This is a genomic window from Shewanella sp. VK101, assembly GCF_056497865.1.
Genome location: NZ_CM151402.1, coordinates 1501018 through 1517032, shown reverse-complemented (window position 1 = coordinate 1517032; position 16015 = coordinate 1501018). Strand labels below are relative to the sequence as shown.

General features: G+C 50.3%; 19 protein-coding genes. 11 read left to right on the top strand and 8 right to left on the bottom strand.

Annotated elements, in window-relative coordinates; all coding sequences use genetic code 11:
- The 3 genes from ACSHSR_RS06830 (at nt 1) to ACSHSR_RS06820 (ending at nt 1206) form a co-directional block, all read left to right on the top strand.
- Nucleotides 1-375 (top strand): DUF3319 domain-containing protein, encoded by a 375-nt coding sequence (locus ACSHSR_RS06830; protein WP_159352999.1) that lies wholly within the window; start codon nt 1-3, stop codon nt 373-375.
- 239 nt (nt 376-614) lie between these two features.
- On the top strand, nt 615-857 hold the full coding sequence (locus tag ACSHSR_RS06825) for a hypothetical protein (RefSeq protein WP_479631369.1): 243 nt from the start codon (nt 615-617) through the stop codon (nt 855-857).
- Nucleotides 826-1206 (top strand): DNA methyltransferase, encoded by a 381-nt coding sequence (locus ACSHSR_RS06820; protein ID WP_167667738.1) that lies wholly within the window; start codon nt 826-828, stop codon nt 1204-1206. The genes ACSHSR_RS06825 and ACSHSR_RS06820 overlap by 32 nt, the downstream gene beginning before the upstream one ends.
- A gap of 131 nt (nt 1207-1337) precedes the next feature.
- Here the strand turns inward: ACSHSR_RS06820 and ACSHSR_RS06815 are convergent, their stop codons facing one another.
- The gene (locus ACSHSR_RS06815; protein ID WP_208157121.1) at nt 1338-2054 is read right to left on the bottom strand and encodes a GAD-like domain-containing protein; all 717 of its coding nucleotides are present in this window, start codon (nt 2052-2054) and stop codon (nt 1338-1340) included.
- A 12-nt stretch (nt 2055-2066) separates the two neighbouring features.
- The gene (locus ACSHSR_RS06810; protein ID WP_479631368.1) at nt 2067-4229 is read right to left on the bottom strand and encodes a polymorphic toxin type 15 domain-containing protein; all 2163 of its coding nucleotides are present in this window, start codon (nt 4227-4229) and stop codon (nt 2067-2069) included.
- A gap of 488 nt (nt 4230-4717) precedes the next feature.
- On the opposite strand from ACSHSR_RS06810, the gene ACSHSR_RS06805 reads away from it, so the two are divergent.
- The 7 genes from ACSHSR_RS06805 to ACSHSR_RS06775 all read left to right on the top strand — a co-directional run bounded on the left by ACSHSR_RS06805 (nt 4718) and on the right by ACSHSR_RS06775 (nt 8138).
- A complete protein-coding gene (locus ACSHSR_RS06805) occupies nt 4718-5050 on the top strand; it encodes a hypothetical protein (protein ID WP_345854670.1) in 333 nt (110 codons plus the stop codon).
- 53 nt (nt 5051-5103) lie between these two features.
- Nucleotides 5104-5700, top strand: coding sequence for a hypothetical protein (locus ACSHSR_RS06800; RefSeq protein ID WP_345854671.1), 597 nt, complete (start codon nt 5104-5106; stop codon nt 5698-5700).
- A 197-nt stretch (nt 5701-5897) separates the two neighbouring features.
- Complete coding sequence (locus ACSHSR_RS06795; protein ID WP_479631367.1) at nt 5898-6401, top strand: hypothetical protein; 504 nt, start codon at nt 5898-5900, stop codon at nt 6399-6401.
- Nucleotides 6394-6930, top strand: coding sequence for a ClbS/DfsB family four-helix bundle protein (locus tag ACSHSR_RS06790; protein ID WP_345854672.1), 537 nt, complete (start codon nt 6394-6396; stop codon nt 6928-6930). The genes ACSHSR_RS06795 and ACSHSR_RS06790 overlap by 8 nt, the downstream gene beginning before the upstream one ends.
- A gap of 91 nt (nt 6931-7021) precedes the next feature.
- Nucleotides 7022-7318, top strand: a complete 297-nt coding sequence (locus ACSHSR_RS06785; protein WP_144165844.1) for a hypothetical protein — start codon at nt 7022-7024, stop codon at nt 7316-7318.
- Between the two features lie 95 nt (nt 7319-7413).
- Nucleotides 7414-7848 carry a hypothetical protein gene (locus tag ACSHSR_RS06780; protein ID WP_144165941.1) on the top strand — a complete coding sequence of 145 codons (435 nt, stop codon included), beginning with the start codon at nt 7414-7416 and terminating at the stop codon, nt 7846-7848.
- 74 nt (nt 7849-7922) lie between these two features.
- Nucleotides 7923-8138, top strand: coding sequence for a hypothetical protein (locus ACSHSR_RS06775; RefSeq protein WP_479631366.1), 216 nt, complete (start codon nt 7923-7925; stop codon nt 8136-8138).
- A 23-nt stretch (nt 8139-8161) separates the two neighbouring features.
- Here ACSHSR_RS06775 and ACSHSR_RS06770 read toward each other — a convergent pair whose 3' ends face one another.
- The 3 genes from ACSHSR_RS06770 to ACSHSR_RS06760 form a co-directional block, all read right to left on the bottom strand.
- Nucleotides 8162-8575: a phage portal family protein gene (locus ACSHSR_RS06770; protein WP_479631365.1), complete on the bottom strand. Its 414-nt coding sequence runs from the start codon at nt 8573-8575 to the stop codon at nt 8162-8164.
- A gap of 46 nt (nt 8576-8621) precedes the next feature.
- Complete coding sequence (gene recN / locus ACSHSR_RS06765; RefSeq protein WP_093983584.1) at nt 8622-10283, bottom strand: DNA repair protein RecN; 1662 nt, start codon at nt 10281-10283, stop codon at nt 8622-8624.
- A 92-nt stretch (nt 10284-10375) separates the two neighbouring features.
- Nucleotides 10376-11329, bottom strand: coding sequence for an AEC family transporter (locus tag ACSHSR_RS06760; RefSeq protein ID WP_028781001.1), 954 nt, complete (start codon nt 11327-11329; stop codon nt 10376-10378).
- Nucleotides 11330-11551: 222 nt separating this feature from the next.
- Here ACSHSR_RS06760 and ACSHSR_RS06755 point away from each other — a divergent pair, with 222 nt between their 5' ends.
- Nucleotides 11552-12454: a LysR family transcriptional regulator gene (locus tag ACSHSR_RS06755; protein WP_129980425.1), complete on the top strand. Its 903-nt coding sequence runs from the start codon at nt 11552-11554 to the stop codon at nt 12452-12454.
- Nucleotides 12455-12502: 48 nt separating this feature from the next.
- Here ACSHSR_RS06755 and ACSHSR_RS06750 read toward each other — a convergent pair whose 3' ends face one another.
- The 3 genes from ACSHSR_RS06750 to phoB form a co-directional block, all read right to left on the bottom strand.
- Entirely contained in the window at nt 12503-13474 is a 972-nt protein-coding gene (locus ACSHSR_RS06750; RefSeq protein ID WP_025889126.1) for a PstS family phosphate ABC transporter substrate-binding protein, read from the bottom strand.
- Between the two features lie 361 nt (nt 13475-13835).
- Nucleotides 13836-15137, bottom strand: a complete 1302-nt coding sequence (gene phoR, locus ACSHSR_RS06745) for a phosphate regulon sensor histidine kinase PhoR (RefSeq protein ID WP_479631364.1) — start codon at nt 15135-15137, stop codon at nt 13836-13838.
- Nucleotides 15138-15211: 74 nt separating this feature from the next.
- A complete protein-coding gene (phoB, locus tag ACSHSR_RS06740; RefSeq protein WP_025011640.1) occupies nt 15212-15901 on the bottom strand; it encodes a phosphate regulon transcriptional regulator PhoB in 690 nt (229 codons plus the stop codon).
- Between the last annotated feature and the right edge of the window lie 114 nt (nt 15902-16015).

Here is a 16015-nt window from a genome sequence, read left to right as displayed (position 1 = left end):
ATGCGTAAGCTTGTTTATCGTGGCTATATCCTCAGCAATACCGACGGCCTCACAGACAGCTGGACCCTGACCATAGGCCAGACCAGCCGTACCGGCTCTTTATTTGAGCTGAGAAGGCAAATTAATTTCTTTGAAGAATTGGGGATATTGCCACAGCCGAAAATTGCTGACGCAACAGACACCGAAACAGTCGCCAATAAACCACTGCAGACCGGGAGCCATAAGGCTCAAACGGCTTCCCGCAAAGCTACTGAGGGGAAAGCCACTGATGGAAAAACCAAAGAGAGAAAGGCGGGAAAAGGCGGCGTAGGGGGAAAAAGCGCCAGTAAAGGCTCACAGCGAAAAAACACTTCACCCAAAGGCCGTAAGTCATAGCAAAGACGGGGAAAATCGTCCGTCAAGCTACTATCCAAAACACCGAGGATGCGATCCCAGCTTATGCCAAGATGTACTGCACCTGCACGGTTCCCTACTGTGGTCATACGTTCGTGGCAACCTGGTCACATCAACACACACTCAACCCCGGGCTACAATCAACCTCCGAGCAACTGAGCGGATCATTATGTGCGAGCACTAGGGTGCTGAAGGTTTTGCCAAAGGCAGCTGTGGCTACTATGAAAAGTGCGTCAGCACGTGTTTGCCCCTTGATTAACTACTTTAAAGAAGAAAAAGCCCGCACCGCCGTCAGCAACAAAGAGATTAATCAAGCCACAGGAACCCAGATGGCCAGCCATTGGTTTACCGCTTCGCAGTGGCAATTACCCAATGCAGAGCAGTATCAAAAGCTGCAGGCCTTGTTTACCCAAAAGGCTTTGGAACGGGACTATGACACGCTGGAGACTGAGGCTGGAGACTGAATTTGTGGCGCTGCAGCGACAATACCAAGGTTTGGCACAAGAGTTTGATGACTTGAAAGCACAGTACCAGCACTTACGCCGGCCATTCACGGTATCCAAGGACGTGCCGTTTACCGATGTTTGGCACTACCCGGCTGTGCCCTACTACCCAGGCAAGCACCCCTGTGAAAAACCCGCAGCCATGCTCGAGCACATCATTAACGCCAGCAGTCGCCCAGGAGACGTTGTCTTGGATTGTTTCATGGGTTCAGGCTCTACCGGAAAAGCCTGTAAGGCGCTGGGTCGGCACTTCATCGGCATCGAGTTGGATGAAGAGATATTCAACCAAGTCAGGGTGGCTATGGAATAGGTATTCAGGGGAAAATGTCAGCGCCATAGCACTACACTGCATGCTTTCTGATTAACCTGAGTAAGCAGCCATGCCTGAGCCCCTGATACTCAGACACTCGGAGGCATGGCTGTACGGGAGAATGGTCGCTATCAGGCGCCGAACTTATCAATAGCAGCCCGGGTCATACCAGCAAAGTCAATCACCTCAAATTCACCCATATCGGCAATCAGGTTCAGGTGGGTGTGAATATTCACCTTTTGTAGGTTCTCCAGTCGTTTTTTACCGCCCATAAATAAAAACGGGGCAAAACCGTACATTTCGTCCTCGTCCAATTTGCCCAGCTTGGCGATGGCCCTCTCAAGCATGGGCTTATCCTTTTCGTCTTTGGCTTCCAAAAAGCTCTTTTGTGTCATACAAAGGCACCAGCGCATGGCTTCATTGGCTTTGCTTGCAGCGATCTGTTCAGGAGCATTGGTGGCACTGGTATTAATCCACTGTACGGATGACCTCACCTTAAGGTTGTTACCACCTTTTTCACCCCAGAGTATCAAGTCCCCCCAGGCATTGCGGGCAATCACATGGTAGATATCCTGTTCAATAAACACGGTCGGCTCCAGTATTCGCTCCAGGACATCTTCATAGTCTGCCGGATTCACCAGCCAGAGGCCGCCGTCAGCATAGGCTGAAAAGCCGACCGTTTCCCATATCGCCAGTAACAAGTCCGGCAGTACTCCACGATAGCGGGCCAGTTCCTCAGGAGTTGGAAAACGTTGATAACAGGGCTCACCAAACTTTCGACCGACAAAATACGACATGAATGATTTGAGTTTACGGCTGACTTCTTCACTGTATTCCGGTATGTCCATCTCTTCCTCACTCTAATTGACCGGGCAGCGCTTGAGCTGCACCTGAAGTTTAATCTTTTTCGCCGCTTCCGGGCCATAACGTTGCAGGGCTTTTTCCATCGCCTCGTCCAGTTGCGCCACACGGCTTTTAGCACCTGTTTGCCCCTTAGGCCGTTGGGCCCATTGGCTGCCAATAGAGGAGTTGACCCGGCTGTTCCCCATACGACTGATGTTATCGCCATAGCCGGCCGCCACCATATCAGGGTCGTGCAGCGCCGCCAAATCCTGCATGATTTCTGTTGCCCGTTTTTCAGCTCGCCGCTCCAATGATTCCAGGAACTCATCGTCTTCAAGCTCCCGCTCAGTCAGGTTTTTCTGGTATGACTCAAACAATGATCCAGTTGTTTCTTCCTTAAATGTCTCTCTGAATTCCTTCTGACTAAGGTGGGCATCGCCGCGCTGCATGTCGCGATAGCGTTGACGATTCTCCAGATATTCGGCCAGGGTCAGGTCATTGAGACCGGCCTCCTGATGTTTGAGTTGATTGGCGTAGTGCCTTTCCAAGTCCTCCCGGGAGCCGGGGAATTTGTTAATCATATTATCGGATGGGCGAAAACAGGGCACCGCCACCGGCGGGCGCATGCGCACCAAGGATGGATGCACGCCATAGTCTTCCTGGTGCTCATCTTCCTTGACTTTGTTCTTTTTCTTGTTCTTGTCTTTGTCTTTATTTTTGATCCTAAGACCGTAATTGGGGGTGGTCCCTTCGTCAAGCGGGGTCAGATTATCCTGAACGTAACTCTGTTCTTTATGGTGGTTACGGCGTTGTTTGTTGGCTTTGGCAATATCCATCAATAGGTTGGATGTTTCTTCAACCAGTTTGCCACCTTTACGGGTGGTGGTCGCACCAAGGAGCACCGCGCCGGCCGCCGGACCACCGACACCACCAAACAGGGAGCCGACAAAAGTACCTGCGCTGACAATACCGTAGTCGGCAACCCATTGTGTGCCAGAGTAAAACACTATTTCGGTGGATTTATCCTGTGGCAGGGCCAGCAGGTAGCGTTCCGGCAGCGACGCCAGTAATGACCGTGTTTCGGCATCACTGAGCAGTAATATCAACATCTCCATGGCTTCACTGGCCAACTCAAGACCGGCTTCGCCTCTTTGTTGCCACTGTTGCAGTTTCTGCTCCAGCTCATCAATATCACCGGTCGCGATGGCTTCAACCAATGCCGACAAAGTAATGCCTGCCGCATCCATCAATTCACCGAACTCGCCCAAGTCAGGGACATATTCGACAACGCCCCGAGCTGTACCGGTTTTGGCTGACTGATAAACGCGCCAGTACTGCCTCAAACCTGGCAGAGATTCAAACGCTTGCTGTTGCTGACGCAGCTCCGCCAGGTGCGCATCAATCGCATCCCGGAGAGAGGCTTTCATCTCTGGCAGCTTCCCCTCTTCTTTAGCTTGCGCCAAGGCCTGCTCACTTTGGGTTGCCAGTTCAGCAGCCATGCTGTCCAAGGCAGAGTCAAGTTGCTCGTAAAGTGCGGGCAAGGCTTGTTCAGCTTGCGCCTGGTCAGCTTCGCTGCCAAACACGACCCAGGCACGCCCCTTGGGGCAGTTATCCAGCCGGGTTTTACCCTGTTTGTCCAGATTACCTTCGATAATGGTGCCATCTTCAAATTCAACCCGATAAGGCACCTGGATTGCAGGCGTACATTCAGCATCATCATAGGTCAGCCCCAGCAGCAACTCCCGTCTGGCCTGGCCGAACTTGGGGCTGATAAGCATCGGCAAAGGTTTATCCGGTGCGATTTGAGTCACACGGGTATCCGGGGCGTAATTAGGTTCAATTGCCGGGTGCAAACTGCCATTGGGCGTTTGAAAGTGAGCACTGCTGCCGGCTGTGGCAAAACGTTGCTGAATATGTTTAACCGCTGTGGCAGGAATATCACCACCGCTTACCGGCAAGCTGAAATCATTCTGTTGCTTGGTAAACAAAGGCAATTTGGGGCTGTCGGAAAGTAGTAAGGCATCGCCATTTTCCAACTGCTGTTTAACGTGGGATAAACTGCGACCGGGCGGTACCAAGGCTTTCAGGTCATCATCTGACCATTGCCGCCAGGCTGACTCTATTTGCGGTGCATCGCTGAGGTACAACTCGTGAATACTGGCAAGGCGGGCACTTCCCATACTACTCTCCTTAGTAAACCCTTTTACCCTGTCCCTGGTGGAGGGAAAATCGCCCCTATCATAAATCGTGATAATGTATTTGGCGATAGCCTATTACGACCCAAAGCCTCGCGCTCCATTTCGCAATAGGAAAAAAGCCGCCGAAGGCAGCTGCACTTTTCCGTTTTCAACGGAATGCAGGACGAACAAAGTTTGGCCGTGTGGTAGCCATTGCTTTACTCGACTTTGCAGAGTTTGAAGTGCTCACGGCAAGCACCTCAGAACTGATTTTTTACACAGTACTATTGACGTTCTGGGCAAAATGCCGGAAATTTGCAGATAAGCTTGCGCGTTATTTCTGCAGCATTTTCAAAACACCTTTAAATTCATAATGTTAAAAAATAATGCGGGTAGATAATAAGTTTGGAAACTGTACATGCGCGTTTACACTCCTCCGAGGACTAAAACGCGCATGCGCACTATACAGCTATTAGTGACTAGGAGGGAAAATGGCACAGTCTAAAGACAAGAAAATATTAAATATGCTCAAGCATCATGACGAAGACATGGATTCAAAATTAGGGGTTTCGATTATTAATGATTTTCTTCAGCTATCTCATATTCTTGAGTCTCTGAAAGAATCTGACCGCAAAGCCTTTATTGCAATGTATGCACTAATTGAGCGTAATTTAGAGCTTGAAACTATTGTTGCGGAAAGAGGAAAGCGAATTTCAAAACTTCAAAGGGGCCAGCTTCAACCAAAAGATACTGGACCTAAAACCATTTCTACTCATGCAAAGCGAAATCCAAAAGAACGAAAATCAATCGCTAACAAGGTGTAGCAACCCACGCACTTCGTGCGCAGGACAGTTTGTACGCGGCGTTAGGCATATAAATGGGAGTGAATGTGGTTACGGACGAGCAAGAAGAAGTAAATATAGAAACATTTATGGCATTGGGGCGCTTTGTCGTTTCATTTTCCAATTTGCTTAATTCGCTTGAAGAGTCGACTGTGTATCTTTTCGGCTTGGCAGGTAATTTCCAAGAATCTCTAATGTTAAAGGCCGCATTGTCAGATAGAACGGCATATCCAATTTCTTCATCATTCTTCTCGGTTTTCTTTCAGCGCTGGGGAGATTCAGTTACAGAAGAAGATGCAAAAATTATGGGTGCCTTAAGAAATGAAATTAATAATCTCATAAAGAAACGTAACCGTGTAATGCATGATGCTTGGATGAATACGTCTGGCGGGGTGAAAGAATCGCATCCTATGTCCACCATGCGGGTTAGAGCGCATAGCAAAGGTGCTGAGTATGATCTTGAGGAACAAACTCCGGAAAAGGTGCTGGATCTGGTAGAAACTGCAAAGCGACTTTCTGATGTTGTTACCGGGGTCGTTTGGTACTGCAAGCCAGGAATGAAGGGGCCAGAGGTGGCCGAACGGTTTCATTTGATCGATAAGAAAGTATTTAGGAAAACTCAAAATGCCTAACAATCAGCAGCTGGCGGATCAATTTACGCTCCTTCGCCGCTCCAATTTGCCCGCTGCGCTGGGCGTTATTTTTTTCGCGAATATGAGATGAGAAAGTGGATATTGAGGTAATATTTAAGGTAGCAAGCCCGATTCTTGCTGTATGTTCGTTGATAATTTCATTCTTAAGTTTTCGAAACTCCAGAAAGAAAAATCAGTTGGATTATCAGATACAAGAAGACAAAGAACTTAGTGAATATGCCATCTCTTTGCTAGAAAGTGCATATAAAACACTGACAGACAATGGTAATAATGTCTCTCCTCCAAAGGCTAATCGGCTCAATTGGTTAACTGCTGCTCGTTATATAATCAGATTCCATAACCTCCGTAGCAATTTGAAGACAGAAAGGTACAAGTTAATCTGTGATGAGAATGCAGAGCAATGGAGGCATGAGTTTTACAAGTTACTAAAAAACAGGGAGTTTAATTATCATAGTTATTTTTCAGGCGAACAGATGTTTAATTCGTCAGAGAATATTGAACCAAATTCAGCCGTTGTTATTGTTGATTTTGCACGTTGGTCAGAAACGTACGAAGACCCTATAGATACCTATAATTATAAAAAAATTATTTCAACTAGACCCCAAATTCTCAAGGGGCAAATTGGCTTGAAAAAGTATCTTGAAACGTTAGAGACTGAAAGAACTGCGCAAAATGGCTAGACCGAAGACCAAGGAAGAGTTAATTCTTCAAGCTAATGATAGCTTTATAAAGCTATTCCGATATATTGATTCAATGTCTGAAAGTGTATTAAATACTGAATTTGATTTTTCCAGTGACAAAGGCAAAAAGGAACTACATTGGGCTCGGGACCGAAACCTTCGAGATGTATTGATACATTTGTATGAATGGCATCAGTTGTTACTGAAATGGGTTAATTCGAACATGGCGGGACAGAAAGCAAGTTTTCTCCCTGAGCCATACAACTGGAAAACATACGGCCAAATGAACTTTGAATTTTGGGAGAGGCACCAAGAAACAGAATTGTTGGCAGCAAAGCATTTGCTTCAGGAAAGTCATGAAGCAGCGCTCGAGTTGGTTAAAAGCTTCACTAATGAAGAACTTTTCACTAAACTGTATTTCAATTGGACCGGCACAACAACCTTAGGAAGTTACTGTGTATCTGCGATGCCAAGTCACTATGATTGGGCGTTCAGAAAGCTCCGAGCTCACGCAAAAATGCATTCATAAAAAGTACGCGCTAACAAGCTTCGCACTTCGGGCTGGACCTTCACTCGGCCCACACTACGGACGTTATGAGTTTTTGGTTAGGAGTTACCCCATGAACGATGAACAACTTTCAAGAACTCTTCAATCGGTTGGTCAGGCTTGTTTCGTGAGATTTTTTGGTGAGTTTTCGTCGAACACATTTTCGCGCGAGGATATAGTCGAAAAGCTACGAGCAGAGACAAATTATACTGAGGGCTCTTGTATCTCTCGTACTGCTCACGCTCGAAGTATTATAAATGCAGGTCGTGCGGAAGCCGCCCTGAAAATTATCGTTTCGTCTGATTCACCTCGTGTTTCTGAGCAAACTCGCAAGGATGCTCTGCAATGGATTCAGAAAATAAACTCATAACAAGGCGTATCACTCGCGGCCCGCGGCCGCTTGGATGCCAGCCGCTTCGCAGTCGTCACCCGTATGCTTTGCGTTAAGTGCTCAAGGAGAAAATAGTGCAATCAAGAGTTCCAATTCCGACTGATAATATTTACAAATTTTACGCTCTTTTTGGCTTGTTGATCCTACTAACCACCGGAATTATGTTTTTCATACGCCATGAGCAATACAATATAATGGCTTTTGAAAGATATATTCCTACTGAAACCTTACGAGCTAAAAAGTCACTGTCAGAGGATGAGTCACGAGAACTATTCATTCTTGAGGAAAAGTCAAAGATTGCCAAGTTAAACAAAGAGTTAGAGTTGTGGCTATATATGTTTGGATTTTTCTTTTTTGGTGGTGGCTTTACGACATACGGATTCTATCATTGGCATACTAAGATCCAACCAAAGCAAGACCGACTAATGGATCTTCAAATTGAAAAAGCGGAGGCTGAGGTAAAAGCACTTAACAAGCAATTGCACCGGACTCGTTACACTCGCCATTGAATTGGGCGTTAGAGGTTTAGTGGAAATCGCAGAATTAGTTCTCAAGCAGCTAGAGGCACCATTAAACCAACAGTTTGATTTATTTGCACTTTTTATCAAAGCGAGAATTTCAAGAACTGTTTAAGAAAATGCTCAAGTCGCACGAACTTGAATTTGATGTTTTAGGCGCCCGTTACGGCGAAGAAAACGGCACAACTCGCGGCCATTATGCCGAGTTTGCTGTGGCGCTAACCAACTTGCTGATCCACGCTGGAATGGAGCAGCCGGTTGTTGACCCATTCATCCCCTAGGGGTTGGTGTGGGTGAAACCCAATTAAGCTTCACGCACACTCAGTGATCCCAGCTTGGCCAGCTCGGGGTCACTGTTGATAAATTCCACAATATCACGCGCCAGTGGCAGCACTTCATTGCTCTGGTAGACATCATTGGTTTTGAGCGGGTCACCAAGCCCTGCTGCGCCCTGGGGAATAATCCCCGCCATCCCCGCCGGAAAGCGGTTGGCCGTCAACACATCCTGGGCGCTGATGTTCTTGGCGCTGGCAAACTGATCTTTGGAAGAAAAGTCACCGATGGGGATCACCTGGATCCCCTTCTCTTTGCCGTCCGGAATATTGATAAACATATTGCGAAAGTTGCCCGCCCCCTTGCTGCGAGCCAGGGCGCTTTCTATCGCCTTCTTGTCCGGATCACTGAGTTTCGGATCTGACGCGTACAACAGGTAGCCCATGTGGGCGCCGTTCTTGAATTAACTGACTTGTTAACTGCCTTGAAGCTTAACTACTCAGCAGCTCACGGGCGTTGGCCAGGGTATTGCTGGTGATGGTATCGCCGCCAAGCAACCGAGCCAGCTCCTGTACCCGCTGCTCTTTATCCAGTGCCACCATGGAGGTTTCAGTACCACTGCCCTTGGCATGTTTGGCAACAAACATATGCTGATGGCCGTTACCTGCCACCTGCGGCAGATGAGTCACACACAATACCTGGGTCGATTCTCCCAGGGTGCGCAACATGCGGCCCACCACGGCAGCCGTTGGTCCGGAAATCCCCACGTCCACCTCGTCAAAAATCAGTGTCGGGGTTGCCACCTTACGGGCGGTTATTACCTGAATACCCAGGCCGATACGGGAAAGCTCGCCCCCAGAGGCCACCTTGGCCAGACTCTGCAGTGGCTGCCCCGGGTTGGTGGTCACCAGAAACTCAACCCTGTCACTGCCGTTGACCGACATCTGCTCAGGGCTGAACTCCACCGCTATGCTGAACTTGCCCTTGGGCATATTGAGTTCATGGATGGAAGCCGTGACCAACTTGTCCAACTCTTTGGCATAGCGGCTGCGGCTCTGACTGAGTTTTTGCGCTTGGGTCAGGTAATTCTGTTTGCTGGCTTCCAATTGCTGCTCTATCTCTTCGAGCTTCTGCTCATCTGAGTCGAGGCTACCCAGTTCGGTCAGCAACTGCTGATGGTGTTGATACAACTCTGAGGGCATCACCTGATGCTTGCGCGCCAATTGCATCGCCTTGGAAAGTCGCGCCTCCAGCATGGCAAAGTGTTCAGGGTCCAACTCGAGCTTGTCCAGATAGCGCTGTAGTTCGCTGCTGCTTTCCTGCACCTGGATCAGGGCATCGTTGAGCATACCGCCAACATTGGCCAGCTCAGAATCGACACTCTCCAGCTCGGCGCTGATATGCACAGCCCGGTTCAGCAATGACTCTATGTTGGCCTCTTCGCCCTCACTGAGCAGCATCAAGGCCAACTGACAGGACTCGATCAGCGCCGTACTGTTGGCCAGACGCTTGTGCTCCTGCTCTATCTCGGCAAATTCATGCTCCCCGAGGGCAAAGTCGTTGAGCTCTTCCACCTGATAGCTGAGTAACTGCTTGCGGGCGATTCTCTCCTGCTGCGACAGCACCAGTTGCCGCAGCTCCTGCTCGATTTGACGATAACGCTGATAGGCACTGCTGACACCATCGAGCAACAGCTTATGATTGGCATAGCTGTCCAGCAGGTAAAGTTGCTGCTCTGTCTTGAGCATGGCGTGATGGGCATGCTGGCCGTGGATCCCCACCAGCAATGGCCCCAAGGCCTTGAGCTGAGTCAGCGGCACAGGGTTACCATTAATATAGGCGCGGGAGCGGCCATCGCTGCCTATGGTGCGCCGTAGAATACATTCATCTTCGAGTTCGAGATCATTATCTTCCAGCCAACGCTTGGCCAGAGGGACATCCGCCAGAGAGAAACGGGCACTGACTTCCGTCTTGCTGGCACCGGGACGCACGCTGGCGGCATCGGCCCGGTTGCCGAGACAAAGCCCCAGGGCATCGATGGCAATGGATTTACCCGCCCCGGTCTCGCCGGTAATACTGGTCATTCCCGGACGGAAGTCCAGCTCCAGAAAACGCACTATGGCAAAGTTATTGATGCTGAGTTGGCAAAGCATAATGAATTCCCAAAACACTGTATTGACAAACAGTATATACTGATTTTTTATACAGTAAATATCTGTCGATTAATTATTCCCTGTGTTCTTCCCTAGACGGCCCATGCCGCTATCAAAGGCAAACTGATAAAGGTGATCAGCGTGCCCACTAATATCCCCTGAGCACTAACCCCGGCCTTGGTGTCATAACGCTGCGCCAGTAAGTATACACTCGCTGCCGTAGGCAGGGCCGCAAGAATGACCCCCATCTGCAGATTGGTGCCGCTGATCCCCATGGCTTTCAATAATAGATAAGCCAGCAGAGGTTGCAGTAGCAGTTTGCAGGCGTTGATGCCAAAGAGCTCAGCCAACTGCCAAGGCCCAGGTAAGCGGGTGGCGCCACGAACCCGAGTCGCCTTGGCCAACACCATGCCGATGGCAAACAGGGCGCATGGACTGGAGGTGGCGCCTATCTGACTTATCATCATCTCTATCCCATCCGGCAGAGCCATACCGGACGCCGAGACGGCAACGCCCAGGGCGCTGCCGATAACAATCGGGTTTTTCGCCAGCGCTTCAACAATTATCAGCAAAGGATGCGCCTTATTTTCTGTATCTCTGGCAAGCTCCAGCGACACCAGTGCCACGGCAAACATCACCACAGACAACAGGCTGGCAATGGCCGCCGCGGCCAGCGCCAGCTGGTTTCCCGGGTAGACTATCATCATCATGGGGATACCGATAAAGGCGGTATTGCCAAAGGTGGCATTCAAGGCGCGAATTGCCCCTACCCCTTGACCCGCCCTGAAACAGCCGGAAATTAGCAACACCAGCAGGTAGGTCAGCATCATTGCCACGCTGAAACCGACGATGAAATGCCACTGGAAGATCTCCTCGAAAGAAGTTCTTGCCAGCACTATCATCATAATGGCCGGAAAAGCTATGTAGTAAACATATTGATTGAGCGCCGCATCCGTACCATCCGGCAGGATTTTGCTTTTCTGTACCAGTGAACCTGCGAGCATAATGCCAAACACAGAGATCAGCGGAGTAATGATTCCAGTCATACTTCTTCCATTTTGCTGACTTTGGCTGTCGTACTCCCGCCGGGGATCTGCGAAAATGGCGGGGAATTCTGTATCTTGCCTGCCCTTATCAGTACAGCTAAGTAAGTTCGGCAGAGACGCCGGCAAGATACCATAGTCGTTATCCGCCAGCCATTGCGCTATGGTCGTAGAAACCGGCAGACAAGCGTTTTAAACATATCCTTGGCACATTGAGGAACCGCAATGAGTGACAATCAGGCCCCCGAACTGCAACTGCTCTACTTGTTTGTACATCTGGTCAATGCCGGCAGTTTCTCCCAGGCCGCCAAAGTGTTGGATATGCCGGTGGCGACCGTCAGCCGCAAACTGGCCAAGCTGGAGTCTGTGCTGGATAAACAACTGCTGATGCGTACCACCCGCAAACTGAGGTTGACCGAAGAGGGACTGGAGTTATTCCAACGCTATCAGCAGCTGATAGCCCAGTTTGATGCCCTGGCCAGTGGCACCTGCGCCGACAAGCCCGAAGGCACCTTGAGAATTGCCGCCCCCATCTCGATAATCTCTATGATATTCATCGAGACACTGAACGAATTTTGCGAGTGCTACCCGGATATCAAACTGCATATCGCCCAAAGCAATGAGGTGGTGGATCTCATCGACAAAGGCATAGATGTTGCCATAGTTGGCGGCACCCAACCGGACTCCTCCTGGGTATCCTGCTCTCTCGGGGTATTGGATTATCGCCTGGTGGCTTCCCCCGAGTATCTTCGAAAGGCACCGGTATTCAATCATCCGCAGCAGCTCAGTCAACATAAGGTGATCAAGGTCTGGCCTCTGTTCAACTGGTCGCTGCGCCATCCCGATGGCGATGCCTTCTATTATGACGGCCCGGCCAACCTGACCCTGACGGATCTCCACGGTGCCATCCGCGCAACCTTGAATGACGGTGGGATTCTTTATGGCCCAGAGCTCTTTTGCAAACAGGAGTTGAAAGATGGTCGGCTACAGGTATTGCTGCCGGAGTGGAAGGGAGAAAAACGGCGTATTTCCCTGCTCTATCATCAACGCAGCCAGCAACCGCTCAAGGTGAAACTCTTTATCGAGTTCATGCAGCAGCGCGCCCCGGCGCTGTTTTCCATGGACTGAAACGCAAAAAAGCCCGCGATGCGGGCTTTTCTTCGAAGGGAGTATGTCTTACAGACGGATACCAGCCTTCTCCAGGTCTTTGGCAATCACACTTCTTGGCAGTGCAACATAACCGTCTTTCTCAACCACCTGCTGACCCTGCTTGGACAGGACATAGCGGACAAACTCGCGCTGCATGGGTGACAGCTCTTTGTTTGGGTGCTTGTTGATATAAACGTAGAGGTAGCGTGACAGTGGGTAAGTACCGCTGGCCGCGTTTTCTGGCGTTGCAGCGATATAGTCGTCGCCCTTCTTGGACAGAGCCACGGCTTTAACACCGGCTGTCTTGTAACCTATGCCTGAGTAACCGATAGCGTTCAGCGACTGAGATACAGACTGAACCACTGAGGCGCTGCCTGGCTGCTCGTTCACGTTGGCTTTGAAGTCACCCTTACACAGGGCTTTCTTCTTGAAGTAACCGTAAGTACCGGATACTGAGTTACGGCCGTACAGCTGAATGTCTTTGGCAGACCAGCTTCCGTCCAGACCGGCATCACCCCAGCGAGTGATATCGCTGCCACCACACTTGTGGGTAGAGGAGAAGATAGCATCAACCTGCTCTATGCTCAGGCCCTTGATTGGGTTGTCCTTGTGAACAAAAACCGCCAGGGCATCGATGGCTACACGAATCGCAGTAGGCTTGTAACCATAGTGCTTTTCAAACGCTTCTTCTTCGTTTGGCTTCATCTTGCGGCTCATTGGGCCGAACTGAGAAGTCCCTTCGGTCAGAGCTGGAGGCGCAGTTGAAGAACCGGCAGCCTGGATCTGGATGTTGACGTTAGGGTACATCTGTTTGAATTCTTCCGCCCACAGAGTCATCATGTTGGCCAGAGTGTCAGAGCCGACGGAAGACAAGTTACCGGAAACACCACTTGTTTTCTCGTAGGTTGGCAGTGACTGATCGATAGCAGCCATAGATGCTGCAGAGAATACACCAGCGGCCGTAAGGGTTACCGCGCCGACAAGCTGTTTCAATTTCATTATTTGCTCCAGTTTTTACCGAACTTGGTTTCTAAAACGCAGCCAGTATCAATTGCCACAATGACAAGTCTATGACTTAAAAATGACAGTTGCATGACAAGCCAAAATAAATACGCTGTAACTGGGTATCGAAAATAACAGACTGAAAATAACTGCCAGCCACGCCTTGAAGCCATTTCGGCATAAAGGACCCTCGATTGACAATGTCGCCCCGACAGTTTCCTAAAGCCTTTGCCTAATCATGACCGTGAGATTGCCATTTGCCACAGGCTTGAAAAAGAGTGTACAAAGCCTACCTCTTCCCGCTAGACAGCAAAAAGGAGCCAAAGGCTCCTTAATAGGGTTAATACAGTCAAACGCATCAGGAAGCTTGCTGCTCCAGAAGATGCTGCGGGATCACAAAGCTGAAGGTACTGCCCTTGCCAAGCTCACTGGCCACCTTGAGTTCGCTGTGGTGATGACTGAGGGCGTGTTTCACTATCGCCAGCCCCAGACCACTGCCACCGGTTTGCCGCGAGCGGGCACTGTCAACCCGATAGAAGCGTTCGGTCAGGCGACTGATATGCTGCGGTGCAATACCTTCACCACTGTCTTTAACACTGAACATGGCGCCGGTTGCCACCCGTTGCCAGCGCACCTCAATACTGCCACCCGGCTCTGTATAGCGTATGGCGTTGGACAACAGGTTGGAGCAGGCACTGCGCAGCTGCAACTCATTGCCATGGGTATTGAGCCCAGGTTCGGCATAGAAGCTCAGTTGGTAGCGGCCACGGGAGAGCGCTTCGCCCTCCTCTTTTAAGGTGGTCATCAACTGCTGCATATTCACTGTGTGTTCCAGGTTGATATCGGCGGCATCTTCAATCCGCGACAAAGCCAACAGCTGCTCCACCATGGACTGCATCCTGCCAGTCTGCTGCTGCATCAGCTCCAGCGCCTTGACATTGGGTGAGTCGGGCCCGGCCATGCTCTGCATCATCTCAAGATATCCCTGCAGCACAGTGAGCGGTGTCTTCAGCTCATGGGAGACGTTGGCAACAAACTCCTTGCGCATCCCCTCGAGTTGCCTAACCCGGGTGATATCCCGAGCAATCAGCAACAGCTGCCTGTCGCCATAGGCCATCAAGCGCACTTCCAGCAGACGCTTATCCGAAACCGGGGACGGCAGCTCCAGCGGCTCCTTGTAATGGCCCTTTTTCAAATAGGCCGAAAAGTCGGGATGCCGGATAAGGTTATCTATTCGCTGACCATTATCCTGCGGCCAGACAAAGCCAAGCAACAGCTGCGCTAACTTGTTACACCAGAGAATATTGTGCTCTGAATCGAGTACCACGGCCGCATCGGGAAGTGCTTCGGCCCCCTGGCGAAACCTTCCCAGCAGCCCGGCCAACTGACTCACCCGCTTGCGGTTTTTACCCTGCAGGCGATAGATGCCGTTGAACACCCCTTCCCAACTGCCACTGCCCTGTGGCGGCGTTAAGCGGCGATCGCGCCACAACCAGTAATTGAGCCGGATAAGCTGGCGATAGTGCCAACCCAGTAATAGAAAAGCGCCCAGACACAGTACCAAGAGCAACTGACCAAGCAGCAATCCAAGCAGCAAACAAGCCGCCAGGTACAGTATCAAACGGGAAAACAGCCGATAACCCGAATAGGAATCAAACATAGAAAATGCCCAGGCAAAAGGCCGATGGTTGCACAAGATAACGCAAAACCCGGCCCATGCCCATTGTTACCCCGCTAGATACGGGTAGAGAAGCGGTAACCTGCGCCGCGAACCGTTTGGATGAGTTTATCGTGCCCGGACAGCTCCACGGCTTTCCTTAAGCGACGAATATGCACATCCACGGTTCTGTCTTCGACATAGACATTGGTGCCCCAGACATTGTCCAGCAGCTGCTCACGGCTGTAGACCCGTTCCGGGTGAGTCATAAAGAAGTGCAGCAAACGAAACTCGGTCGGCCCCATCTCCAGCACAGAATCCCCCACTGTGACCCTGTGGCTGACAGGATCCAGGGTCAGGCCCTGCACGTCTATGGTTTCTTCCAGGCGGGTTGGTGCGGCGCGTCTGAGAACCGCCTTGATGCGAGCCACCAGCTCCTTGGGGGAAAACGGCTTGGTAATATAGTCATCGGCGCCCACTTCCAGGCCTTTGACCTTGTCCTCTTCCTCGCCGCGGGCGGTGAGCATGATAATGGGGATCTGGCGGGTAAACTCATCTTGCTTCAATCGCTTGGCAAACTGAATACCGCTGCCACCGGGAAACATCCAGTCCAGCAGAATAAGATCCGGATAAGGTTCCTTGAGCAGTGCCAGCGCAGAGTCAAAGTCCTCGGCGGCACTGGTGGTGTACCCGTGTTGTTCCATAACAAAAGTCAGCATCTCACGGATAGCCAACTCATCTTCTACTATTAAAATCCTTGCAGTCATAACGGTTTCTGTCAGTGAATTTCCACGTGGCCATTATTGGACAGTTTTATTACAAAATTATGAAAAGGGCCGACTCTGACACCTTTAACGCCGCTATTTTGTCACAATTTTCCC